This window comes from Pseudonocardia sp. ICBG601 (assembly GCF_020496245.1).
Map to the genome: position 1 here is coordinate 14,791 of NZ_JAHLJA010000075.1, position 21,320 is coordinate 36,110.

General features: G+C 73.8%; 27 protein-coding genes, 1 tRNA gene and 1 pseudogene. 12 read left to right on the forward strand and 17 right to left on the reverse strand.

From position 1 onward, the window contains the following. Positions 1 to 250: 250 nt before the first annotated feature. Genes KPL57_RS21705 through KPL57_RS70020 form a run of 3 tightly spaced genes read right to left on the reverse strand, consistent with a single transcriptional unit; the run spans position 251 to position 2,791 of the window. A complete protein-coding gene (locus KPL57_RS21705; RefSeq protein WP_308252963.1) occupies positions 251 to 1,480 on the reverse strand; it encodes a SpoIIE family protein phosphatase in 1,230 nt (409 codons plus the stop codon). Then, positions 1,371 to 1,850, reverse strand: coding sequence for a hypothetical protein (locus KPL57_RS21710; RefSeq protein ID WP_226352969.1), 480 nt, complete (start codon positions 1,848 to 1,850; stop codon positions 1,371 to 1,373). Before KPL57_RS21710 ends, KPL57_RS21705 begins: the two co-directional genes overlap by 110 nt. Then, a complete protein-coding gene (locus KPL57_RS70020) occupies positions 1,733 to 2,791 on the reverse strand; it encodes a PAS domain-containing protein (RefSeq protein WP_226352970.1) in 1,059 nt (352 codons plus the stop codon). The genes KPL57_RS21710 and KPL57_RS70020 overlap by 118 nt, the downstream gene beginning before the upstream one ends. Positions 2,792 to 2,819: 28 nt before the next feature. On the opposite strand from KPL57_RS70020, the pseudogene KPL57_RS21720 reads away from it, so the two are divergent. The 5 genes and pseudogenes from KPL57_RS21720 to KPL57_RS21740 all read left to right on the forward strand — a co-directional run. Beyond that, a pseudogene (locus tag KPL57_RS21720) lies at positions 2,820 to 3,729 on the forward strand (IS5 family transposase); the annotation flags it as partial. Between the two features lie 205 nt (positions 3,730 to 3,934). Next, a complete protein-coding gene (locus KPL57_RS21725; RefSeq protein ID WP_158071457.1) occupies positions 3,935 to 4,363 on the forward strand; it encodes an STAS domain-containing protein in 429 nt (142 codons plus the stop codon). 82 nt (positions 4,364 to 4,445) lie between these two features. Further along, positions 4,446 to 4,877, forward strand: a complete 432-nt coding sequence (locus KPL57_RS21730; RefSeq protein WP_020624055.1) for an ATP-binding protein — start codon at positions 4,446 to 4,448, stop codon at positions 4,875 to 4,877. A gap of 1 nt (position 4,878) precedes the next feature. Then, the gene (locus tag KPL57_RS21735) at positions 4,879 to 5,655 is read left to right on the forward strand and encodes a SigB/SigF/SigG family RNA polymerase sigma factor (RefSeq protein ID WP_020624056.1); all 777 of its coding nucleotides are present in this window, start codon (positions 4,879 to 4,881) and stop codon (positions 5,653 to 5,655) included. 90 nt (positions 5,656 to 5,745) lie between these two features. Beyond that, on the forward strand, positions 5,746 to 6,963 hold the full coding sequence (locus tag KPL57_RS21740; RefSeq protein ID WP_226352972.1) for an NAD(P)/FAD-dependent oxidoreductase: 1,218 nt from the start codon (positions 5,746 to 5,748) through the stop codon (positions 6,961 to 6,963). Between the two features lie 63 nt (positions 6,964 to 7,026). On the opposite strand, the gene KPL57_RS21745 is transcribed toward KPL57_RS21740, so the two are convergent. Beyond that, complete coding sequence (locus tag KPL57_RS21745; protein WP_226352973.1) at positions 7,027 to 7,248, reverse strand: DUF3618 domain-containing protein; 222 nt, start codon at positions 7,246 to 7,248, stop codon at positions 7,027 to 7,029. Positions 7,249 to 7,523: 275 nt separating this feature from the next. Between KPL57_RS21745 and bcp the strand changes: the two genes are divergently transcribed. The 3 genes from bcp to KPL57_RS21760 all read left to right on the forward strand — a co-directional run bounded on the left by bcp (position 7,524) and on the right by KPL57_RS21760 (position 8,750). Further along, positions 7,524 to 7,991 carry a thioredoxin-dependent thiol peroxidase gene (gene bcp, locus KPL57_RS21750; protein WP_060714385.1) on the forward strand — a complete coding sequence of 156 codons (468 nt, stop codon included), beginning with the start codon at positions 7,524 to 7,526 and terminating at the stop codon, positions 7,989 to 7,991. 35 nt (positions 7,992 to 8,026) lie between these two features. After that, complete coding sequence (locus KPL57_RS21755) at positions 8,027 to 8,677, forward strand: HNH endonuclease (protein WP_226352974.1); 651 nt, start codon at positions 8,027 to 8,029, stop codon at positions 8,675 to 8,677. After that, positions 8,677 to 8,750, forward strand: a tRNA-Leu gene (locus KPL57_RS21760). Before KPL57_RS21755 ends, KPL57_RS21760 begins: the two co-directional genes overlap by 1 nt. Before the next feature lie 18 nt (positions 8,751 to 8,768). On the opposite strand, the gene KPL57_RS21765 is transcribed toward KPL57_RS21760, so the two are convergent. Next, entirely contained in the window at positions 8,769 to 9,482 is a 714-nt protein-coding gene (locus tag KPL57_RS21765) for a TVP38/TMEM64 family protein (protein WP_226352975.1), read from the reverse strand. Positions 9,483 to 9,612: 130 nt separating this feature from the next. On the opposite strand from KPL57_RS21765, the gene KPL57_RS21770 reads away from it, so the two are divergent. Beyond that, positions 9,613 to 10,011 (forward strand): carboxymuconolactone decarboxylase family protein, encoded by a 399-nt coding sequence (locus KPL57_RS21770; RefSeq protein WP_226352976.1) that lies wholly within the window; start codon positions 9,613 to 9,615, stop codon positions 10,009 to 10,011. A 3-nt stretch (positions 10,012 to 10,014) separates the two neighbouring features. Here KPL57_RS21770 and KPL57_RS21775 read toward each other — a convergent pair whose 3' ends face one another. From KPL57_RS21775 to KPL57_RS21820, 10 genes are all read right to left on the reverse strand, one after another. After that, positions 10,015 to 10,701, reverse strand: coding sequence for a non-canonical purine NTP pyrophosphatase (locus KPL57_RS21775; protein WP_226352977.1), 687 nt, complete (start codon positions 10,699 to 10,701; stop codon positions 10,015 to 10,017). Then, on the reverse strand, positions 10,698 to 11,498 hold the full coding sequence (rph, locus tag KPL57_RS21780) for a ribonuclease PH (RefSeq protein WP_020624063.1): 801 nt from the start codon (positions 11,496 to 11,498) through the stop codon (positions 10,698 to 10,700). Before rph ends, KPL57_RS21775 begins: the two co-directional genes overlap by 4 nt. Positions 11,499 to 11,520: 22 nt before the next feature. Beyond that, on the reverse strand, positions 11,521 to 12,306 hold the full coding sequence (locus KPL57_RS21785; RefSeq protein ID WP_226352978.1) for an MBL fold metallo-hydrolase: 786 nt from the start codon (positions 12,304 to 12,306) through the stop codon (positions 11,521 to 11,523). An 8-nt stretch (positions 12,307 to 12,314) separates the two neighbouring features. After that, on the reverse strand, positions 12,315 to 12,731 hold the full coding sequence (locus KPL57_RS21790) for a hypothetical protein (protein ID WP_226352979.1): 417 nt from the start codon (positions 12,729 to 12,731) through the stop codon (positions 12,315 to 12,317). Beyond that, the gene (locus KPL57_RS21795; RefSeq protein WP_226352980.1) at positions 12,724 to 13,098 is read right to left on the reverse strand and encodes a hypothetical protein; all 375 of its coding nucleotides are present in this window, start codon (positions 13,096 to 13,098) and stop codon (positions 12,724 to 12,726) included. Before KPL57_RS21795 ends, KPL57_RS21790 begins: the two co-directional genes overlap by 8 nt. A gap of 81 nt (positions 13,099 to 13,179) precedes the next feature. Next, a complete protein-coding gene (gene murI / locus KPL57_RS21800) occupies positions 13,180 to 14,010 on the reverse strand; it encodes a glutamate racemase (protein WP_020624067.1) in 831 nt (276 codons plus the stop codon). Positions 14,011 to 14,013: 3 nt separating this feature from the next. Then, positions 14,014 to 14,610 carry a rhomboid family intramembrane serine protease gene (locus KPL57_RS21805; protein WP_226352981.1) on the reverse strand — a complete coding sequence of 199 codons (597 nt, stop codon included), beginning with the start codon at positions 14,608 to 14,610 and terminating at the stop codon, positions 14,014 to 14,016. 49 nt (positions 14,611 to 14,659) lie between these two features. Further along, positions 14,660 to 15,607, reverse strand: coding sequence for a PLP-dependent cysteine synthase family protein (locus tag KPL57_RS21810; RefSeq protein ID WP_020624070.1), 948 nt, complete (start codon positions 15,605 to 15,607; stop codon positions 14,660 to 14,662). Positions 15,608 to 15,669: 62 nt separating this feature from the next. Beyond that, positions 15,670 to 15,945 (reverse strand): MoaD/ThiS family protein, encoded by a 276-nt coding sequence (locus tag KPL57_RS21815; RefSeq protein WP_043278539.1) that lies wholly within the window; start codon positions 15,943 to 15,945, stop codon positions 15,670 to 15,672. Between the two features lie 115 nt (positions 15,946 to 16,060). Continuing rightward, the gene (locus KPL57_RS21820; RefSeq protein ID WP_075312262.1) at positions 16,061 to 16,555 is read right to left on the reverse strand and encodes a Mov34/MPN/PAD-1 family protein; all 495 of its coding nucleotides are present in this window, start codon (positions 16,553 to 16,555) and stop codon (positions 16,061 to 16,063) included. Between the two features lie 134 nt (positions 16,556 to 16,689). On the opposite strand from KPL57_RS21820, the gene KPL57_RS21825 reads away from it, so the two are divergent. Further along, positions 16,690 to 18,375, forward strand: a complete 1,686-nt coding sequence (locus tag KPL57_RS21825; RefSeq protein WP_226352982.1) for a bifunctional UDP-sugar hydrolase/5'-nucleotidase — start codon at positions 16,690 to 16,692, stop codon at positions 18,373 to 18,375. Positions 18,376 to 18,394: 19 nt separating this feature from the next. On the opposite strand, the gene KPL57_RS21830 is transcribed toward KPL57_RS21825, so the two are convergent. Both KPL57_RS21830 and clpS read right to left on the reverse strand, forming a co-directional pair. Next, positions 18,395 to 18,946 (reverse strand): DUF2017 domain-containing protein, encoded by a 552-nt coding sequence (locus tag KPL57_RS21830; RefSeq protein ID WP_075307921.1) that lies wholly within the window; start codon positions 18,944 to 18,946, stop codon positions 18,395 to 18,397. A 2-nt stretch (positions 18,947 to 18,948) separates the two neighbouring features. Next, positions 18,949 to 19,257, reverse strand: a complete 309-nt coding sequence (clpS, locus tag KPL57_RS21835; RefSeq protein ID WP_060710877.1) for an ATP-dependent Clp protease adapter ClpS — start codon at positions 19,255 to 19,257, stop codon at positions 18,949 to 18,951. A gap of 150 nt (positions 19,258 to 19,407) precedes the next feature. Here clpS and KPL57_RS21840 point away from each other — a divergent pair, with 150 nt between their 5' ends. Together KPL57_RS21840 and KPL57_RS21845 are read left to right on the forward strand one after the other, a co-directional pair. After that, entirely contained in the window at positions 19,408 to 20,694 is a 1,287-nt protein-coding gene (locus tag KPL57_RS21840; RefSeq protein WP_226352983.1) for a nicotinate phosphoribosyltransferase, read from the forward strand. Between the two features lie 3 nt (positions 20,695 to 20,697). Continuing rightward, entirely contained in the window at positions 20,698 to 21,273 is a 576-nt protein-coding gene (locus KPL57_RS21845) for an isochorismatase family protein (RefSeq protein ID WP_226352984.1), read from the forward strand. Positions 21,274 to 21,320: the final 47 nt, after the last annotated feature.

The window sequence follows — 21,320 nt, forward strand, 5'->3', positions numbered from 1 at the left end:
CCCGATCGATCGCCGATTACCCACCCGGACGGACGAGTGGGGTCACCCGTTCCACGAGCGGGAGACGACTCCCTGTCCCGAACCCCCGGACGGCCCCGACCGCAACTCCGCCGTGACCTCGGCCCGCCCACCGGTAGTACGGAGGGGCCGGACGGTCGAACGGCGCCGGCCGGTCAGGGCGGCCGGTCAGGGCGGTACGTCAGGCGGGGCGGTACGTCAGGCGGGGCGGTACGTCAGGCGGGGCGGTACGTCAGGCGGGGCGGTCCAGGCGGATCGCGAGCAGCGCGATGTCGTCGTCGAGCCGGTCCGGCAGGCACACCTCGAGCACCCGCTCGACGACCCGCTCCGGGTCCGCGGCGGACGGCAGCTGCTCCACGGTGCGTTCGATGAGCTCGGTGCGGGCGTCGGCGTCCTCGCCGACGATGTCGGTCAGGCCGTCGGTGTAGAAGACCAGCAGCGACCCCGCCGCACACGGCACGGTGGCCCCGTCGCGGTGCGCCCCGGTGGCCCGCCCGAACTCCGGCACCGCCCCGAGCATCGGCGAGTGGTGCGCGTCGAGCCGGTGCAGCCGGCCCTGCGGATCGCGCAGCAGCGGCGCCGGGTGCCCGGCGTTGGCGTAGGTCAGCTCGCGCGCGCCGTCGGGGCCCGCCGGGCCGAACCGGGCGTAGACCGCGGTCGCCATCGCGGCGATGTCCAGGCCCTGCACCAGCTGGTCGCAGCGGTCGAGCACCGGCCCTGGCGCGTCGCCGCCCCAGGCATAGGAACGCAGCACACCGCGCAGCTGCCCCATCGCGGCCGCCGCCGACAGGTCGTGGCCCACCACGTCGCCCACCGCGGCACCGACAGAGCCGTCCGGCATCGGCAGCACGTCGTACCAGTCCCCACCGACCTGGTTGCCGTCCGCGCCCACCAGGTAGCGGGCCGCGACCCGCATCCCCGGGACCTGCGGCAACGCCGGGAGCAGGCTGTGCTGCAGGGTCGCCGCCGCGGCCCGCTCCACCTCGTAGAGCCGGGCGTTGTCGACGGCCAGCCCGGCGCGGCCCGCCAGGTCCGAGGCCAGGTGCACGTCGCGCTGGGTCCAGCGACGGCCGTAGGGGAACTGGGTGGACAGCGTCACCAGGCCGAGCACCCGGCCGCGGCCGAGCAGCGGGACGACCATCGCCGAGCGGAGCCGCAGCCGCTCGTAGGCGTCGGCCGCCTCCGGGTCGTCCGGATGGACCTCGCGTCCGTCGTCGGGCAGCTCCTGCACCAGGTAGGGCTTGCCGGTCCGCACCGCGGTCTTGGCGTCTACGGATCTCTGACACTTATGGACACCCGAGTGGATGTCTGTCGGTGTGAGTGATCGGTAGTCACACGGGTGTTTCGGCAGGTCAGGGTGACTTGCGGCTGAAACTCGACACGGCAGCCGACCCTCTCGGGCAGCCTTCCGAACACCCACCACCGACATGCCCATGTACTCGGCAGCTCGCGCTATACGCATCTAAAGCAGTATGAGCTAGTACCGGATACTTTGTCAACAGTCGATGAGCCTCCTGCTCGATCCGGCCCGTCCCCAGCGGACCGGACCGGGACAGCAGTGCCTCGTCGTCGGCGTCGCGGGCCGCGACGGCCATCCGCTCGCGGCTGGCCCCGTTGGGGGTGTCGAGCAGGTCCACCGTGCACAGGTCGGCCAGCTCCGGCACCACGATCCGGGAGAAGCGACGGCAGGCGTCGGCCACGTCGAGCGCCGAGGTCATCTGGGTGGTCGCCTCGGCGAGCAGCCGCAGCTGGGCCCGCGCCGCCTCGGCGTCGGCCAGCGCCGCCCGCCGCTCCTGCTCGACGACGACCCGTTCGGTGACGTCGCTCTGCACCCCGACGAAGTTGACCAGCTCGCCGTCGCCGTCGTGCACCGGCGAGACGGACACTGGTTCCAGAACGCGGTGCCGTCGCGGCGGTAGTTGAGCAGCACCTCGGTGATCGGCCGCTGTTCCCGGAGCGCCTCGCGCAGCCGGCGGACCGCGGACCGGTCGGTGTTGGGCCCCTGAAGGAACCGGCAGTTGCGCCCGACGACCTCGTCGAGCGGATACCCCGTCAGCCGCTCGAACGACGGGTTCACCCAGGCCAGCGGGTCGTCCTCACGCTGCGGGTCGGAGATCGTGAACGACATCTCGGTGGCCAGCACGGCGCGGTCGCGCAGGAACCCCATCCGGTCGCGGTCCCCGCCCTGGCCGACCTCGGAGTCCGACAGCGGCAGCAGCACGGCCAGCGCCCGGCCGGGCCCGGTGGTCGGGGGCTGGGCGAACGCGCCCTGTCCCTGGGCACCGGGGTCCGACAGCGCGAACCCGGTCACCCAGACCAGCGTGCTGCTGGCCGTCGCGCCCTCACCCGGGACCGGGACGCCGTCGCGGTCGGGCATCAGGCCCGGCCCGTGCAGCGCCACCGGCTCGCCGGACACCGCCTCGCCGGAAGCGATGCGGGACAGCGGTGACCCCTCGTCGGTGTAGGGCCGGCCGTCCAGATCGGTCAGCCGCACGGACTCGCTCCACTCGCGGACCCCGATCGGCAGCCGCACCGGGCGGTCGCCGGCCAGCTCCAGCGCGGTGGTGTTGGCGTAGACGATCCGGCGGTCCGCGATGTCGATCATCAGGACGGCCACCTGGGTCCCGCCGCGCACGTACGGCATCGCGGGGGTGCTCGGCTGCTCGCCGAAGGACTCCACCGAGGTCGCGACCGCCTGGTCGACGGCCCGGTCCACCGCGTCGCCGGGCGGGCCGGCGGGGGTGTCGGAACCGAGATCGGGATACCGCGTCACCCTGGCGAGCCTAAGAGCGTGTTTGGAAATGGTGGGTGTGTCGGGATGGTCGACACGGCTGGGGTGCTCCATCGTGGTCGGCATGCAGGAACGACCGCGCCGGTACCCCTCGGACACCAGTGATGCCCAGTGGGTGGTGATCGAGCCGTTGTTACCGCCGCTCGCGCGGCGGGGGCGGCCTGTTGCTCATGCTCGTCGGGACGTGCTGGACGCGATCTTGTATGTCGTGCGGACCGGGTGTGCCTGGCGGGCGTTGCCGGTGGACTTCCCGCCCTGGCAGACCGTCTACTGGTACTTCAACCAGTGGGAACAGCAGAAGGTCACCGAGAAGATCCTCCCGGTCGCGCGGGGGCAGTTACGTATCGCCGAGGGCCGTGATCCGGAGCCGAGTGCGGGGATCATCGATTCCCAGTCGGTCAAGGGCGCCGACACCGTCGGCCAGGACTCCCGCGGCTACGACGCCGGGAAGAAGACAGGCGGACGGAAACGGTTCATCGTGACCGACACCCTCGGTCTGCTGCTGACCACGATGGTGTGCTCGGCCTCGGTACAGGACCGCGACGGCGCCAAGCCGATCCTGCTCAACCTCTACCTGCGCACCAGGGTGCGGTTCGTCTACGCCGACGCCGGCTTCGCCGGGCGACTGCTCGACTGGGCCGCCACGATCCTGCAGACAACGATCGAGATCATCCGCAAGCCACCCGAGCAGCGCGGATTCACCGTCATCCCACGAAGGTGGGTGGTCGAACGGACCCTGGCCTGGCTCACCGCACACCGACGCCTGGCCCGAGACTACGAACGCCACCCCACCACATCCGAAGCCATGATCCGCTGGGCCGCGATCAACACCATCACCCGCCGCATCGCCCGTGGATACCCCGCCACCCGCCAGCAGAAACACACGACACCCTCAACCCACTAGAATTTCCAAACACGCTCTAAGGGCAGGCGCCGTGCCGGGCGCACCGAGCCCGGCCGGTATCGTCGGTCCCGGTCTCCTGTCGTGGGTGGACCGGACCGGCGCGGGCCAGGAAGGCTCCGCCGCACCCCCGGTGCGTCGTCGCGATGCGAGAAGGCATCTGCCCGTCGAGAGCACGGCGGCGCTCCACCACGCTTCCGCGCCGCCCGGCGCCCGACACGGAGGTGATCACCCTGCCCGGATCCGCGCCGGCGCAACCGTCCCGGGGGGACGGCGACGCCGAGCTGGACCCCGCCGACTCCGCCCACCTCGGGGTCCGCCTGTCCTCACCGCGCAGTGGCCTGACCGTGCTCACCGTGCGTGGCGAGGTCGACACTCTGACCGCGCCGCGTCTCGAGACGGCCCTCGACGAGCTGCTGAACCTCCCGCCCGACGGCGACGGCCGCGACCTCGCCGTCGACCTGGAGGGCGTCACGTTCCTCGCCTCCAGCGGCCTGGGCGTGCTCATCCACACCGCCCGTCGGGCCGCCCGGGACGGACGGCGGCTGTTCGTCGTCGCCACCAACCGGGCCGTGCTCCGGCCGCTCGAGGTCACCGGCTCCGCCCAGCTGTTCACCGTCCTGCCCGATCAGGAAGGCATTCCCGGCGCCTGAGCGGGCACCCGGTCTGCACATCCCCGCCGGAGGCGACATGATCCGGCCCGACACCCCCCGTCGTACGAAAGGACTCGTCAGCGTGGCCCAGGAGGACGTGGCAGGCACGGCGCACCCCGCCGGCACCGACAACACCGTCGAGATCCGGGTCGCCGCGCGGCCCGCGTTGATCCCCACGGTCCGCGCGGTGGCCTCCGACCTCGCCGCGCGCGCGGACTTCGACCTGGACGCGGTGTCCGATCTGCGGATGGCCGTCGACGAGGCGTGTGCGACGCTCGTCGCGATGGCCACTCCCGGCACGCCGCTGCGGTGCACCTTCGCCGTGTCCGACGAGCGCATCGAGGTCACCGCCCGGGTCGAGACCGGCAGCGGCGCGCAGCTGCCCACCGACAGCTTCGGCTGGCGGGTCCTGCAGACCCTGGCCGACCACGTCGCCGTCGAGACCGGTGAGGAGGACGGCGGCCGCCCCGCCCTCACCATCCGGCTGCACAAGCTCGCAGGTCACGGACTGTGACGTGACGGTGGACCCCCAGTACGCCCACCTCACCCCGCTGCTCGAGCAGTACGCGGGCCTCGACGACGGCGATCCCCGCCGGGAGCGGCTGCGCGAGCAGCTCGTCACCGGCTACCTGCCCGTCGCCCAGCACATCGCCCGCCGGTTCAACCACCGCGGCGAGCCCCTCGACGACCTCGTGCAGGTCGCGACGGTCGGGCTGATCAACGCCATCGACCGGTTCGACCCGGAGAAGGGCGGCGAGTTCTTCTCCTTCGCCGTCCCCACGATCTCCGGTGAGGTGCGCCGGCACTTCCGGGACCAGAGCTGGTCGATGCGGGTACCGCGACGGCTCAAGGACATGCACGTGTCGATCAACGGTGCGGTGTCCGAGCTGTCCCAGACCCTCGGTCGCGCGCCCCGGCCCTCGGAGCTCGCGGAGTACCTCGACCTGCCCGTCGGCGAGGTGCTGGAGGGCCTGGAGGCCGCCGAGGCCTACCGCAGCTCCTCGCTCGACGAGATGCTGTCGTCGGAGGACGGCAGTGCGACCGTGGGCGAGCTGGTCGGCGACGCCGACGCCGAGCTCGACCGGGTCGACTATCGCGAGTCGCTGCGCCCGCTGCTCGCCGAGCTCGCGCCACGGGAGCGGACGATCGTGATGCTCCGGTTCTTCGGCAACCGCACACAGACCCAGATCGCCCAGGAGGTCGGCATCTCCCAGATGCACGTCTCCCGGCTGCTCGCACAGACCCTGTCACGGCTGCGCAACCGGCTCGACCCGGACGACCGCACCTTCTGACGGCCGGGCCGCGCGGCCGCGTCGCACGCCGTCCGCGAAGATCGGGACGGGACCGGCGCACCGTCCGGCCCCGGAGCGGGGAGGTAGGAGATGAGCGTGCCGGAACACGTGCTGGTGGTCGGCGCAGGGCTGGCCGGGCTGCGGACGGTGGAGAACCTGCGCCGGGACGGCTACGAGGGCCGGATCAGCCTGGTGGGGGCCGAGGAGCACCTCCCCTACGACCGCCCCCCGCTGTCGAAGCAGTTCCTCGCCGGCGCGTGGGAACGCACCAAGATCGACCTGTGCACCGCCGAGGATCTCGCCGAGCTCGGCGTGCGCACCCATCTCGGCCGCTCCGCGGTCGCCCTGCGGCCCGGTGAGGACCCGGCCGACGGCTCCGAGGTCGAGCTCGACGACGGCACCGTGCTGCACGCCGACGCCGTCGTCCTCGCCGTGGGGGTCACCTCCCGGGTACTCGACGGCCAGCCGGACTCCGCGCACCTGCTGCGCGCCGTCGACGAGGCCGAACGGCTGCGCGACGCGCTCGCCTCGGCGTCGTCGCTGCTCGTGGTCGGTGCCGGGTTCATCGGGGCCGAGGTCGCGAGCACCGCCCGGGACCGGGGTGTCGCGGTCACCGTGGTCGAGACCGGCACGGTGCCGATGGCGCGGCTCCTGGGCGAACAGGCCGGTGCGGTGGTGGCCCGGCTGATGGTCGACGCCGGGGTCGACCTGCGCACCGGGGTGGCGGTGTCGGAGCTGACGTCCTCGGGTGCCACCCTCTCCGACGGGTCGACGGTGACGGCCGACGAGATCGTCGTCGGCGTCGGCGGGATGCTCGACCTGGGCTGGCTGGAGGCCACCGGCGTCGACGTCTCCGCCGGGATCCCGTGCGACCACCGGGGCCGGGTCGACGGGCTGCCCGGGGTGTGGGCGGCGGGCGACGCCGCCGCCTGGACCGACCCGGACACCGGCGAGCGCACCCGGCTGGAGCACTGGACCTCGGCGAGCGACCAGGCGGCCGCGGTCGCCGCGGACATCACCGGCACCGACCTGCCGCCCGCCGCGGTGCCGTTCTTCTGGTCCGACCAGTTCGGCATGAAGATCCAGCTCGTGGGGTGGCCGGACCGCGCGGACTCGCTGCTGCCGTTGCACGGCGAGGGTCTCGGCGACGGCCCGGTGAAGGGCACGGTACTCGGCTACCTGCGCGGCGACGACCTCGTCGCCGTCGCCGGGTTCGGCGCGGCCCGGCTCGTCGCCCGCTACCGCCGTCCGCTGGCGGAAGGCGCCGACCGCGCCGCGGTGCTGGAGCTGCGCGACGAGCTGGCCTGAGCGGGTTCCGACACACGTCGGGCCCGGCCGGTGACGACACCGGCCGGGCCCGACGGGTACGGATCAGCGGAAGATCGAGCGGACCACGGCAAGTCCGACCAGCGCGCCGACCGCGATGAGCGAGTACTTGATCTTCGGGTCGGCGAGCCGCTCGGCGAGCTGCGCCTTGCCGCCCTCGATGAGGTTCTTCGGGTTCGCCCGGTCCGCCAGGGCGTCCAGACTCTCGGCCAGCGCGTCCCGGGTCTTCTCGATCTCGCGCTGGATGTTCTCGGGGTCGCGGGCCACCACGTCCACCTCCGGTTCGGCCGGTACGCGTCCGCGTCCGGGACTCCTGCTGCTCGCGCCCGACACTGCCCCGACAGCTCTGTCCGGGCACCGCGAGCGGCGTGGGACACACCGTAGCCACCGACGGGGGCGGACCGCGCGCCCGGCCACCGGCGCGCCGCCGATCGGGTGCGCCCGACGGTCGTCGGTGTCGCATCCGTCCACAACCGGCCGGTACGTCCACAGGCACCACACTCGTGGCAGCGCCGCGGCCGGCGGGTGGCACGCTGATCGACATGAGTACACGGCTGCAGGCGGGCGACCCCGCCCCCGACTTCACCCTCGACGACGCCGACGGCACGCCCGTCTCCCTGGCCGACTACCGCGGCCGCAAGGTCGTCGTCTACTTCTACCCGGCGGCGAGCACCCCGGGCTGCACGAAGGAGGCCTGCGACTTCCGCGACAACCTCGCCGAGCTGAACGAGGCGGGCATCGACGTGCTGGGCATCTCCCCGGACAAGCCCGCCAAGCTCGCGACCTTCCGCGACAACGAGAAGCTGACCTTCCCGCTGCTGTCCGACCCCGACCGCGAGGTCCTCACCGCCTGGGGCGCCTTCGGGGAGAAGAAGCTCTACGGCAAGACCGTCACCGGCGTGATCCGGTCGACCTTCCTGGTCGGCGAGGACGGCACGATCGTCGACGCGCAGTACAACGTGAAGGCGACCGGGCACGTGGCGAAGCTCCGCCGGGACTGGAAGGTCTGATGCCGGCCCGGCCGGCGGGCGCGGGGTGAGCGGGCGTGCCCCGCGCCCGCCGGTGGACCGACGAGGAGCTGGTCGCCGCGGTGGCGGCGTCGCAGCGGCTGAGCGAGGTGTGCCACCGCCTCGGGATCCGGACCGGCCGATACGACCAGCTACGGGCGCACATCGCCCGTACCGGCGCGGACGCGAGCCACATCCCGGGGGCGCTCGACCCCGGGCACCGCAACCACCGCCGGCGCTACACCGACGAGGCGCTGCGGGCGGCCGTCGAGGCGGAGGTCAGCGTGTACGCCGTGCTCCGGCGGCTCGGGTACGAGCCCAGCGGCGGGATGTTCCGGGCGGTGGTCGCGCACATCCGGGCGCTCGAGCTCGACACGACGCACTTCACGGGCCGTTCCTGGGCCCGGGGCCGGACCTTCCCGGGGCGGCGGGCCCGTCCGCTGGCGGACATCCTGGTCCGCGGGTCGAGCTACCGCAGCAGCGCGACCCTGCGCCGGCGGCTCGTCGCTGAGGGGCTGAAGGCCGCCCGGTGCGAGGAGTGTGGCCTGACCGAGTGGCGGGGACGGCCCGTCCCGCTCCAGCTCGACCACGTCAACGGCGACCACACCGACAACCGGCTCGAGAACCTTCGTATCCTGTGCGCGAACTGCCACGCCCTCACCGACACCTGGTGCGGCCGAAAGAACTAGCCGGCGTACTCCAACTGGCAGAGAGACACGGTTTAGGTCCGTGCAAGTGCGGGTTCGAATCCCGCCGCCGGCACGCGTCGCGTCGCCCGCCTCACCCGGCGGGCGACGCGGTCCCGGTCGGCCCGGCATCCCCGGGCGTGACGCCGTCGGGCTCGTCGGGCAGCGGCCGGCGGGCGGCGAGCAGCACCCCGCCGAGCCCGAGCACCGCGCAGATCCCCGACACCAGCAGCAGCGCGGGCGGCACGTGCCCGGTCACCGCGTCGCCGAGGGCCACGACGGCGATGGTGCTCGGCGCCGACCCGATCACGGTGCCGACCAGGTAGGGCCAGAACCGCACCTGGGACAGGCCGGACAGGTAGTTGAGCACCGCGAACGGCACCATCGGGATCAGCCGCAGCGACGTCACCGCCAGCACGCCGTGGTGGTCGAGCCTGCGGCGCACCCACACCGCGCGCGGGTGGCGCGCGTAGCGGGCGACGAGCCCCCCGCCGGTGGCACGGACGAGCGCGAACGCCACGACCGCGGACAGTGCGGTCGCGAACAGGGTCAGCGCGGCCCCGCCGACGGCACCGAACAGCACCCCGGCGGACACGGTGAACACCGTCCGGGGGAAGGGCGGGACGTTGAGCGCGACCTGGAGCAGGACGAACACGACCGGGCCCCAGAGCCCTGCCGACTCGACGGCCCGGCGCAGCTCACCGAACCGGGGGAACGCGGACAGCCCCAGCGACCGGGCCACGAGTACGACGAGTGCGGCCGCGAGCACCAGCCCGAGGCAGCCCAGCAGAAACCGCCACCACCGCACGGACGTCACGGTACCGAGCCCCGCGCCGGCGCCGTCGGCCGCGTCGCCGCACCGACCGGTCCCCCGCCGCCGGTCGTCGGGCGACCTCGGCCGGCGTGCCGTGGGGATGGGCCGTGAGAGGCTGCCGACCATGAGCGACTCGGGTATCGACCCCGCCGAACTGGACGCCGACGGGCTGGCCGTGCGCCGCGAGGTCCTCGGCCAGGACTACGTCGACGCGGCGCTGGGCCGCGTCGACGACACGACCGCGGACTTCCAGAAGCTGATCACCCGCTACGCATGGAACGAGATCTGGACCCGCCCCGGGCTGGAGCGCCGGATGCGCTCGGCGGTGACGCTGACCGCACTGGTCGCGCACGGGCACTGGGAAGAGTTCGAGCTGCACGTACGGGCGGCCCGGCGCAACGGCCTGGCCACCGACGAGATCGTCGAGATCATCCTGCAGACCGCGATCTACTGCGGGGTCCCGGCGGCGAACTCGGCGTTCCGGATCGCGCAGCGCGTCCTGGCCGAGCCGGCCCCCGAGTAGCCCTCAGTCGCGGGCGAGCAGCGCCTGCAGGTGCGGGACGAGTGCGCGCAGCGCGGTCCCGCGGTGGGAGGCGGCGTCCTTCTCCTCGGCGCTGAGCTCGGCCGAGGAGCGGGTGTCGCCCTCCGGGGCGAAGATCGGGTCGTAGCCGAACCCGTTCTCCCCGCGCGGGGCGCGCAGCAGGGTGCCGCGCCACGTCCCGTGCACCACGGTGCGCCCGGGCACGGAGTCCTCCGCGTCGGGGCCGCCGGTGTCGGCAGTGCCGTCGGAGCCGTCGGAATCACGGAGCCCGGCCGCCGCCTCGGGCGTGACGAGCGCGGCGGCGCACACGAACGCGGCGCCGCGGCGCTCGTCGGGGACGTCGGCGGTCTGTCCGAGCAGCAGCGCCAGGTTGGCCGCGTCGTCGCCGTGCCGGCCGGACCAGCGGGCGGAGAAGATGCCCGGCATGCCGTTGAGGGCGTCGACGGTGATGCCCGAATCGTCGGCGATCGCGGGCAGCCCGGTCGCGGCGGCGGCGTCGCGGGCCTTGGCGAGCGCGTTCGCGGCGAAGGTCGCGCCGGTCTCGGGGGCCTCGGGGAACTCGGGGACGTCGGCGAGCCCGACGATCTCCACCCCGGAGAGCCCCGCGGCCTCGGTGATCCGGCGCAGCTCGACGAGCTTCTTGGCGTTGCGGGTGGCGAGCAGGATCCTCACGCGTCGCCCTCCCCCGCGGTGCCCGGGGCGGCGGGGGCGGTCTGCGCGACGATCTTCGGGTGCGGCGCGGCGAGCACCTCGACCTGGAGGCGGGACAGCTCGGCGATCCCGGCGAGCGCGGAGTCGAGCATCGCGTCGAGGGTCGAGCGGGAGAACGTGGCGCCCTCGCCGGTGCCCTGGACCTCGATGAGGGTCCCGGTCTCGGTGGCGACGACGTTCGTGTCGACCTCGGCCCGCGAGTCCTCCTCGTAGGGCAGGTCGAGCCGGACGCGGCCGTCGACGACGCCGACCGACACCGCGGCGACCTGGCAGGAGATCGGCTTGGGGTCGGACAGCTTGCCCTGCTCCCCGAGCCAGGTGACGGCGTCGCACAGGGCCACGTAGGCGCCGGTGATGGCCGCGGTGCGGGTGCCGCCGTCGGCCTGCAGGACGTCGCAGTCGATCGCGATCGTGTTCTCGCCGAGCGCGCGCAGGTCGATGCAGGCACGCAGGGACCGGCCGATCAGCCGGGAGATCTCGTGGGTGCGGCCGCCGATCCGGCCCTTCACCGACTCCCGCGACGAGCGGGTGTCGGTGGCCGAGGGCAGCATCGCGTACTCGGCGGTGACCCAGCCGAGGCCGGATCCCTTGCGCCAGCGCGGTACCCCGTCGGTGACGCTGGCGGCGCACAGCACCTTCGTGTCACCGAACTCCACCAGCACCGATCCCGCGGGGTGCTTCTGGAAGCCCCGGGTGATGGTCACCGGCCGCATCTCGTCGTCGGTCCGGCCGTCGGCCCTGCCCTCGGTTCGTGTCACCCGACCATCGTAGGAAGCCGGTTCAGACCTCGAACACCGCGTCGGGCCGGGCGAGCTCGACGGTCCCGCCGAAGGCCGCCTTGGCCTCGGCGCCGAGGGACTCGCGGTCGAACCAGGCCGGGACGTGGGTGACGACCAGGCGCCGGGCGCCGGCAGCCGCGGCGTGCTCGCCCGCCTCCCGTCCGGACAGGTGCACCCCGGGCGGTCCGGCCTCGGCGTGCGGCCAGCTGGCCTCGCAGAGCAGCAGGTCGGCGTCGCGGGCGGCCTCGACGAGTCCGGGGCAGGCCGCGGTGTCCCCGGAGTAGGTCAGCACCCGGCCGCGGTGCTCGAGGCGCAGCGCCCAGGCGGGGCAGACGTGCACGACCTCGTACGCGGTGACGGTGACGACGTCGGCGCCGGCGCCGACGGTGAACGGCTCCCCCGCCACGAGGTCGTGGAAGGAGAAGACGTCGGTGAGGTCGGTGCGGGCGTAGTCGGCCTCGGTGACGGCGTCGGCGCGGGCGAAGCGGGCGTGCGCACCGGCCGGGGCGTGCACGGGCAGCTTCCGCGCGGTCGCGTCGAACGGGGGCCGGGGATGGTAGCGACGGTGCACCGCCAGCGACGGGAAGTCCGAGCAGTGGTCGGGATGCAGGTGGCTGAACACCGCGGCGTCGAGGGAGAACGGGTCGGCGTGCCGCTGCAGGGCGCCGAGGGTGCCGTTGCCGAGGTCGAGGGTGAGGCGGGTCGACCCGGCCTCGACGAGGTAGCCCGATGCCGGGGACTCGGGTCCGGGGCCGCTGCCGGAGCACCCGAGAACGATCAGCCGCATGCGCGACCCTAACCCGTTCGTGAGGTGCGCCGCAGCCACCAGAGTCCGACGAACGGCAGGACGAGCGGGACGAAGCCGTAGCCGGCGCCGAAGTACGACCAGACCGTCTCGCGGGGGAAGTCGGCGGGGACGAACGTGGTGAACGCGCCGACCCCGAGCACGCCGACGAGCTCGAACACCACGGCGGACCAGGCGAGACGGCGGAAGCCGGGCCCGGTGCCCGCCAGCCCGACGGTGGCCAGGATGTAGACGAACCCGGCGAGCGCGGACAGCGAGTACGCCAGCGGTGCCTCGCCGAAGCGTTCGGCGATCTGCACCCCGGCCCGCGCCGAGGCCGAGAGCGCGAAGATGCCGTAGACGGCGATGAGGATGCGGCCGGGGCCGGTGGCGGTGGCGCGGGGCCCGGGGGCGTGGGGCTCAGGCACCGGGCACCCCCGGGATCCACAGGCCCTGCAGGCGCAGCACGGCGACGAGCGTCCCGATCGCGCCGACGGCGATCACGGCCCCACCCCAGCGGCTCGGCTCGGCGGTGGCGAACTGCAGCGCGATCACCGGGACGCAGACCGCGACGGCGAGGTAGATGAGGAAGGTCGACTGTTCGGGCAGGGTGACCCCGCCGAGCAGGACCCGGTACGCCGCGATCGCGGCCTGCACGACGATGAGCGCCAGACAGACGCCGACGGCGACGGCGTGCACCCGGCTCGGGGGCCGGTTCAGCGCCGTCGTGACCAGCCCGAACAGCGCGGTGGCCGAGAGCGCCACGGTGATCACCAGGACGAGCGTTCCGATCACGGCGGGAACGCTACCCCCGCGCCCCTCCGACACGGCGCCGGACCCACCGTCGTGGCCGGTGGGCATCCACACCCCCGGCCGTCAGGCGGACGGGAGCGCGGCACCCGCGCGGCCCACGACCGACCCGATCTCCGGGCCCAGGAACCGGCGGCCCAGGCGGGCGAAGGGCTCCGGGTCACCGGTGGCGAGGAAGCGGTGCGGTGCGGGCGGGGCGGTGTCGTCGCGCAGCAGGTCGTGCGCGTGCAGGGTCCGGACCAGGGTGCGGGCGGTCTCGTCGGCCGAGGACACGAGCGTCACGTCCGGGCCGAGGACGATCTCCAGCACCCCGGACAGCAGCGGGTAGTGGGTGCAGCCCAGGACGACGGTGTCGACACCGGCGCGCTGGAGCGGCTCCAGGTAGCCCTGGGCGACGCCGAGGACCTGGCGGCCGCTGGTGGTGCCGCGCTCGACGAAGTCGACGAACCGGGGGCAGGCGACCGAGGTGATCTCGGTGTCGGGGGCGGCGTCGAAGGCGTCGGCGTAGGCGCCCGAGGCGATCGTCGCGGCGGTACCGATGACACCGATCCGGCCGTTGCGGGTGGTGGCGACGGCGCGGCGCACGGCCGGGCGGACGACCTCGACCACCGGCACCGGGTAGCGCTCGCGGAAGTCGGCCAGGCACGCCGCCGAGGCGGAGTTGCAGGCGATGACCAGCGCCTTGACCCCGGAGTCGACCAGCTCGTCGCCGATGCCGAGTGCGAGGCGCCGGATGTCGGCGAGCCGGCGCGGCCCGTACGGGCTGTGCGCGGTGTCGCCGACGTAGACGATCTGCTCGGCGGGCAGCAGGTCGATGACCGAGCGGGCGACGGTCAGACCGCCGACCCCGGAGTCGAAGATGCCGATCGGGGCGTCGAGCCCGGGTGCGTCGCTCACACCCTAGGAGGGTAGGCGGTCGGCCCGGGACACCCAGTAGGCGGCGAGCACGCCGCCGACCGCGCCGAACAGGTGGCCCTGCCAGGACACCGACGGGTCCGAGGGCAGCACGCCCCAGAGGATGGAGCCGTAGAACAGGAACAGCACGACGGCGAGCAGGATCTGCCTGCCGTTGCGGGCGTAGAAGCCGCGGGTGAGCAGGAACAGGAACCAGCCGAACACGATCCCGGAGGCGACGAGTACCGGCAGCGGCGAGGTCAGCCACACCCCCAGCCCGCTGATCACCCAGATCGTCGCGGTGACCACGATCCACTGCACCGGCCCGCCGGACATGGCCAGGAACCCGAAGATCAGGAACGGCAGGCTGTTGGCGGCCAGATGCGCCCAGTCGCCGTGCAGCAGCGGCGCGGTGAGGATCCCGGCCAGCCCGTCGATGTCGCGCGGGTAGATCGCCGAGGCGGCGTCGACCATCCCGCCCGACGCCTGGTCGACGGCCTCGAAGACGTACAGCGCGGCGGTGAACACCAGCATGATCGCCGCCGCGCGCACCGGCGCGGGCGGCAGCACACGGGCGGGGCGGCCGTCCGGGGGTGCGGTCATGCCGTCCACGGTACCGGCGCGCCCGCCCGCTATGCCCGTTGTGACCGGTTCAGGCCCAGAGGTGCCCGTCGATGCCCTGCGCGGCGGTGCCCAGGTCACCGGAGTAGGCGCCGGTGGACAGGTACTTCCATCCGCCGTCGCAGACGATCATCACGACGTCGGCGCGCTGACCGGCGTCGAGCGCCTTGTTCGCGACGCCGAGGGCGGCGTGCAGGATCGCGCCGGAGGAGATCCCGGCGAAGATGCCCTCCTGCTCCACCAGCTGGCGGGTGCGGCGAAGCGCGTCGTAGGAACCGACCGAGAAGCGACCGGTCAGCACGGTCTCGTCGTAGAGCTCCGGGACGAAGCCCTCCGACAGGTTCCGCAGGCCGTAGACGAGCTCGCCGTAGCGGGGCTCGGCCGCGACGACCTGCACGTCGGGCTTCTGCTCACGCAGGTAGCGCCCGGCCCCGACGAGGGTGCCGGTGGTGCCGAGCCCGGCGACGAAGTGGGTGATCGACGGCAGGTCGCGCAGGATCTCCGGGCCGGTGCCGCGGTAGTGCGCGTCGGTGTTGGCAGGGTTGCCGTACTGGTAGAGCATCACCCAGTCCGGGTGCTCGGACGCCAGCTGCTTGGCGAGGGCGACGGCCTGGTTCGACCCACCGGCCGCCGGCGAGGAGATGATCTGCGCGCCGTACATCGCCAGCAGCTGGCGACGCTCCTCGGAGGTGTTCTCCGGCATCACGCAGATGATCTCGTAGCCCTTGAGCTTCGCGGCCATCGCCAGCGAGATGCCGGTGTTGCCCGAGGTGGGCTCCAGGATCGTGCAGCCGGGCGTGAGCAGCCCCTGCTTCTCGGCGTCCTCGATCATGGCCAGCGCGGGCCGGTCCTTGATCGAGCCGGTGGGGTTGCGGTCCTCCAGCTTCGCCCACAGCCGCACGTCCTCCGACGGCGACAGGGACGGCAGCCCGACGAGCGGGGTGTCGCCGACGGCGTGCAGCAGCGAGTCGTAACGCACGGGATCTCCTCACGCGCCGGTGCCGGGCGGGCGGGCCGCCCGGCACCGATCTCCGGTGGGGCTCAGCGACCGCCGGCCACGGCCGGGAGGATCGTGAACGTCGAGGACTCCTTGACCGGGGCCTCCAGGCCGCCGGCGAAACGGATGTCCTCGTCGTCGACGTAGATGTTGACGAAGCGGTGCAGCTTGCCGTCGGTGATCAGACGGTCCTTGATGCCACTGTGCCGCGACTCCAGGTCGTCGATGACCGCGGAGACGGTGTCGCCCTTCGCCTCGACGGTCTTCTCGCCGCCGGTGTGGGTGCGAAGGATGGTGGGGACGGACACGGAGACGGCCATGTCGGTGATCACTCCTGGTGGGGTCGCTCTGGCGTGGACTTCTGCACGCGGCAACGCGGCCGGAGTACGGCGACATTCCCGCGCAACCTCCGGCGCGGGTGCGCGAGAGGGTCGATCAGGCCCGGTCGGGCACGTCGTCGGAGCCGGTGTGGGAGAACATGTAGGACTCCACGACCGCCAGCTCGTCCTCCACGACCTCGCCGTCGGCGAGGTGGTAGGAGCGCACCTCGGGCTCGGCGTCGGCGGTGGCGAGGCCCACGATCAGCCAGTGCTGGTCGGGGGTCCACTCCATCTGGGCGACGTCCTTGGGCGACGGGTAGGCCTCGGGCAGGCCGGTGTGCGCCACCGGGCGCCGCGGCAGCCGCGTGTGGGAGTGGACGACGAGCATGCGGCGCTCACCGGACGCGTCCAGCTCGCGCTCCAGGCGGATGTCCTCGGCCGGGGAGAAGGCGAAGTCGCTCGCCACCTCGTCGGCGTTGGTCATCGGCACGTAGCGCTCGGGGTGCTCACCGGTCTCGGGACCGACGAGCTGCCCGCACGACTCGACCGGGAAGTCCCGGCGGGCGTGCGCGACGATCGCATCGAGGAGGTCGGACCGGAGGACGAGCACGACGTGAGGATACGCGGCCCCGGCGGCGGGACCGAACACCCGCCGGGCCCGCACCCGGCGTTCACGCACTCGACACCACGGTCTGTGATCCCGGCCACGGCCCGGCGGTCGGCGGTGCCTCCATACTGCCCTGCGTGTCCTCCCCCGGTCGCCGTGTCGGAATCGTCCTCGCTGCCCTGCTCGCCGTCGTCCTGGCGGTGGGGGTCACCGTCGAGGCGGTGACGCTCTCCGGCCGTTCCGCCCCGGGTGCCCCCGGCCCCGGCACGGTGCGGCTCATCGCGCTCAACGACCTGCACGGCAACCTGGAACCGCCCTCGGGGTCCTCGGGCCGGGTGACCGACGACGCCGGCGCGCAGGTCGAGGCCGGCGGTGCCGCGTTCCTCGCCGCGCACGTCGCGGCGCTGCGGGCACAGGCTCCGGCGAGCGTGGTGCTGTCCACCGGCGACAACGTCGGCGCGTCCCCGCTGGCGTCGGCGCTGTTCCACGACGAGCCGACCGTCGAGGTGCTGGAGCGGATGGGTGTCGCCGCGTCCGTCGCGGGCAACCACGAGTTCGACGAGGGCATCGCCGAGCTGCGCCGGTTGCAGCACGGCGGCTGCCACCCGGCCGACGGCTGCCGCTTCACCCCGTCCTACGACGGCGCGTCCTTCCCGATCCTGTCCGCCAACGTGACCGACGACTCCGGGCGGCCGGCGCTCGCCGCGTCGACGGTGGTGGAGGCGGGCGGGACCCGGATCGGTGTCATCGGCGCCACCCTGTCCGAGCTGCCCGACCTGGTCTCCCCCGACGGCATCCGCGGCCTGGCCGTCGGCGACGAGGTCGCCGCGGTCGACGCGGCGTCGCGCGGGCTGACCGCGCAGGGGGTGCGGGCCCAGGTGCTGCTGCTGCACCAGGGCGACGAGACGACCGGTGACGGCGGCCCGGACGCCTGTGCGATCGAGCCCGGCGGGCCGGCGTCGCGGATCGCGGCCGCGGTGTCCGCCGACGTCGACGCGGTGTTCTCCGCGCACACCCACCAGCAGTACCTGTGCTCGGCGACCGACCCGGCCGGGAACCCCCGACCGTTCGTGCAGGGCCTGTCGTTCGGCAGGCTGCTGTCGGTGGTCGACCTGGCCCTGACCGGCGACGGCGACGTGGACCGCGGCGCGACGACGGCCCGCAACGAGGTCGTCACCCGCGACGTCACACCCGACCCGGGCGTGGCCGAGGTCGTCGACCGTGCGGTCGCGCAGTCGCGGCCGCTGGCCGAGCGTCCGGTCGGGACGGTGGCCGGGCCGCTGCTGCGCGCGGCCGGGCCGACCGGGCTGTCCCCGCTCGGCACGGTGATCGCCGACGCACAGCTCGCCGCCTCCCGCGGCGACGGCGCGCAGATCGCGCTGACCAACCCCGGCGGGGTGCGCGCGGACCTGGTGCCCGGCGCGGGCGGCCGGGTCACCTACGGGCAGGCCTACACCGTGCAGCCGTTCGGCAACATCCTGCAGACGATGACGCTCACCGGTGCCCAGCTGCGGGCGGTGCTCGACCAGCAGTTCACCGTCGAGGACGGCCCGACGGTGCTGCAGAGCTCGTCGAACCGGCGCTACACGGTGACGGGGAACCGGGTGGGCGACATCGCGATCGGCGGTGTCCCGGTCACCGACGGCGGCCGCTACCGGGTCGCGACGAACAACTTCCTGTCCGCGGGCGGCGACGGCTTCGACACCTTCACCGCCGGGACCGAGCTGGTCGGCGGGCCGGTGGACCTCGACGCGTTCGTCGCGTACCTGGGCGCGAACCCGGGATTGACCCCGCCGTCCACCGACCGGATCGTGCGGCGGTGACGGGGCCCGGCCCGTCGGGTCAGAGCCCCCGGACGCGAACCCGGACCAGGGAGTCCTGCACGTAGGTCAGCCAGTGGTAGACGCCCAGGTGCTGGGCCCTCGGGTCGTCGTCGGGCAGCTGCTCGGGCATGTCCTCGCTGACGTCGAGGGCGGTGCCGAGCGCGAGCCGCACGTCATTGAGGGCGGCCAGCCAGGCGTCGACCTGGGCCTCGGTGAGCTCCAGCCGTCCGCCCGCCTCGGGCAGGGTGTCCAGCACGGTCGCCGCGGCGGCGTCCTTGGCCTCGATCAGCGACGGCTCGTGCAGCGAGCGCATTCCGCCGGCGAGGTCGGAGTCCTCGGTGGTGAAGTCCGGCAGCAGCCGGGCCAGCACCCGGTCGGTCGGCCGCGACGTCGGGCCGGTGCGGATGCCGGTGAGCTCGGCGAGCTCGTCGGTGGACGCGAGCTCGGCGCGACCGGCGAGCATCTGGCGGATCTCGGTGAACAGCCCCCGCAGGACGACGGCCTCCTCGCCGGAGAACCCGGACGTGTAGCGGACGCGGTCACCGCGGCCGCTGCGCTTCCAGCCGTTCACCCTCAGGCCCGCTGCATGGTGGCCCACAGGCCGGCCGCGTGGAGCTGGGCGACGTGCCCCTCCACGGTGTCCTTGTCACCGGCCGACACGGCGGCGCGTCCCTTGTGGTGCACGTCGAGCATCAACGCGGTGGCCTTCGCCTCGGGGTAGTGGAACACCTTCTGCAGCACGTAGGTCACGTACGACATGAGGTTGACCGGGTCGTTCCAGACGATGGCCTGCCACGGCGTGTCGGGGCCGGCGGACTCGTCCAGGTCGGGCGTGACCTGCTCGGTGGGCGCCGGGGACGGCGCTGGTGACGGCGCGGACATGCGCCCCATGGTGGCACAGCCGGGACGACGGTCCCGGCCCGACCGCACAGCCCCCGACACGGCCCCCGACACCGGCCCCGGCCCGACCGCTCCGGCACCGACCAGCGCGGCCCCGACCACGTCGGCGGGCGCGGCCGTAGGCTCCCGACCATGACCGGCACGGCCCTGCTGACCGACCGCTACGAGCTGACGATGGTGGCGGCGGCCCTCGCCGACGGCACCGCCGAACGGCACTGCGTCTTCGAGCTGTTCGCGCGCCGCCTCCCCGACGGGCGCCGCTACGGCGTCGTCGCCGGGACGGGGCGGCTGCTGGAGGCGCTGTCGCGCTTCCGCTTCTCCGACGCCGACCTGGAGTTCCTCACCCCGGTCGTCGACTCCGCGACCCTGGACCGGCTCCGCGACTACCGCTTCTCCGGCGACGTCGACGGCTACCCGGAGGGCGAGCTGTACTTCCCCGGCTCCCCCGTCCTCACCGTGACCGGCACCTTCGCCGACGCGGTGATCCTCGAGACCCTCGCGCTGTCAATCTACAACCACGACAGCGCGATCGCCTCGGCCGCGGCGCGGATGGTGACCGCGGCGGCCGGGCGGCCGCTGATCGAGATGGGGTCGCGGCGCACCCACGAGGAGGCCGCCGTGGCCTCCGCCCGGGCCGCGTACCTGGCGGGCTTCGCGACGACGTCGAACCTCGCCGCCGGCGCCCGGCACGGCATCCCGACCGCGGGCACGGCCGCGCACGCCTGGGTCCTGCTGCACGACGACGAGCCGTCCGCCTTCGCCAGCCAGGTCGCCGCCCTGGGCACCGACACCACGCTGCTCGTCGACACCTACGACATCCGCCGCGGCATCTCACACGCCGTCGCGGCCGCCGGCCCGGGGCTGGGTGCGGTCCGCATCGACTCCGGGGACCTCGGGGTACTGGCCCGCCAGGCCCGCGAGCAGCTCGACGCGCTCGGTGCCACCGGGACCCGGATCGTCCTGTCCGGCGACCTCGATGAGTACGCGATCGCCTCGCTGCGCGCCGAGCCGGTCGACTCCTACGGGGTGGGGACCTCCCTGGTCACCGGGTCGGGCTCGCCGACGGCCGGGATGGTCTACAAGCTCGTCGAGGTCGACGGGCGCCCGGTGTCCAAGCGGTCGAGCGCGAAGGAGTCCCGCGGCGGGCGCAAGGCGGCGCTGCGTCGGTTCAAGCCGACCGGCACCGCGGTCGAGGAGGTCGTGTACCCCTACGGCACCGATCCGGCCCCCGGCCCGCACGACCGGGTGCTGCCGGAGCCGCTGGTACGGGGCGGCGAGGTCGTCGCCGACGACTCCGTCACCGGTCTGGAGTCCGCCCGGGAGCGGCTGCGGACGGCGTTGGTCGCCGTACCGTGGGAGGGGCTGAAGCTGTCCCGCGGCGAGCCCGCGATCCCGACCACCTTCCTCACCGGGAGCTGAGCCATGGCCCGAGCGTTGATCGTCGTCGACGTCCAGAACGACTTCTGCGAGGGCGGCGCCCTCGCGGTGGCCGGTGGGGCCGCCGTCGCCGCCGGGATCGGGCCGCTCGCGACCGGCGGCCGGGACGGCACGGCCTACGACCACGTCGTCGCCACCCGGGACGTGCACGTGGACCCGGGGCCGCACTTCTCCGACACCCCGGACTTCGTCGACTCCTGGCCGCCGCACTGCCGCGCGGGGACGCCGGGCGCGTCGTTCCACCCGGCGCTGGACGTCGCGCCGATCGAGTGCGTCTTCGACAAGGGCGCCTACACCGCCGCCTACTCGGGCTTCGAGGGCGCGAGCGCCAACGAGTCGGGCCAGCCGCTCGGCGACTGGCTGGGCGGGCGCGGGGTGACCGAGGTCGACGTCGTCGGCCTGGCGACCGACCACTGCGTCCGGGCGACCGCGCTCGACGCCGCACGGCTCGGACTCGCGACGACGGTGCTGCTGCACCACTGCGCGGGGGTCTCCCCGGAGACGACGGAGCGGGCGCTGGCCGAGCTGACCGAGGCCGGCGTGGAGCTCCGCACGGCCTGAGCCCGGCACCGGCCGGGAACGCGTCCCGGCCGGTGCCGATGCCTCAG

What these genes read in the sequence shown, in the direction of transcription:
- bcp (WP_060714385.1), top strand. Translation starts at nt 7,524, where the DNA reads ATGAGTACACGGCTGCAGGCGGGCGACCCCGCCCCCGACTTCACCCTC.
- KPL57_RS21845 (WP_226352984.1), top strand. Translation starts at nt 20,698, where the DNA reads ATGGCCCGAGCGTTGATCGTCGTCGACGTCCAGAACGACTTCTGCGAG.
- KPL57_RS21805 (WP_226352981.1), bottom strand. Translation starts at nt 14,610, where the DNA reads ATGACCGCACCCCCGGACGGCCGCCCCGCCCGTGTGCTGCCGCCCGCG.
- KPL57_RS21840 (WP_226352983.1), top strand. Translation starts at nt 19,408, where the DNA reads ATGACCGGCACGGCCCTGCTGACCGACCGCTACGAGCTGACGATGGTG.
- KPL57_RS21770 (WP_226352976.1), top strand. Translation starts at nt 9,613, where the DNA reads ATGAGCGACTCGGGTATCGACCCCGCCGAACTGGACGCCGACGGGCTG.
- clpS (WP_060710877.1), bottom strand. Translation starts at nt 19,257, where the DNA reads ATGTCCGCGCCGTCACCAGCGCCGTCCCCGGCGCCCACCGAGCAGGTC.
- KPL57_RS21705 (WP_308252963.1), bottom strand. Translation starts at nt 1,480, where the DNA reads ATGCGTATAGCGCGAGCTGCCGAGTACATGGGCATGTCGGTGGTGGGT.
- KPL57_RS21740 (WP_226352972.1), top strand. Translation starts at nt 5,746, where the DNA reads ATGAGCGTGCCGGAACACGTGCTGGTGGTCGGCGCAGGGCTGGCCGGG.
- KPL57_RS21815 (WP_043278539.1), bottom strand. Translation starts at nt 15,945, where the DNA reads ATGGCCGTCTCCGTGTCCGTCCCCACCATCCTTCGCACCCACACCGGC.
- KPL57_RS21785 (WP_226352978.1), bottom strand. Translation starts at nt 12,306, where the DNA reads ATGCGGCTGATCGTTCTCGGGTGCTCCGGCAGCGGCCCCGGACCCGAG.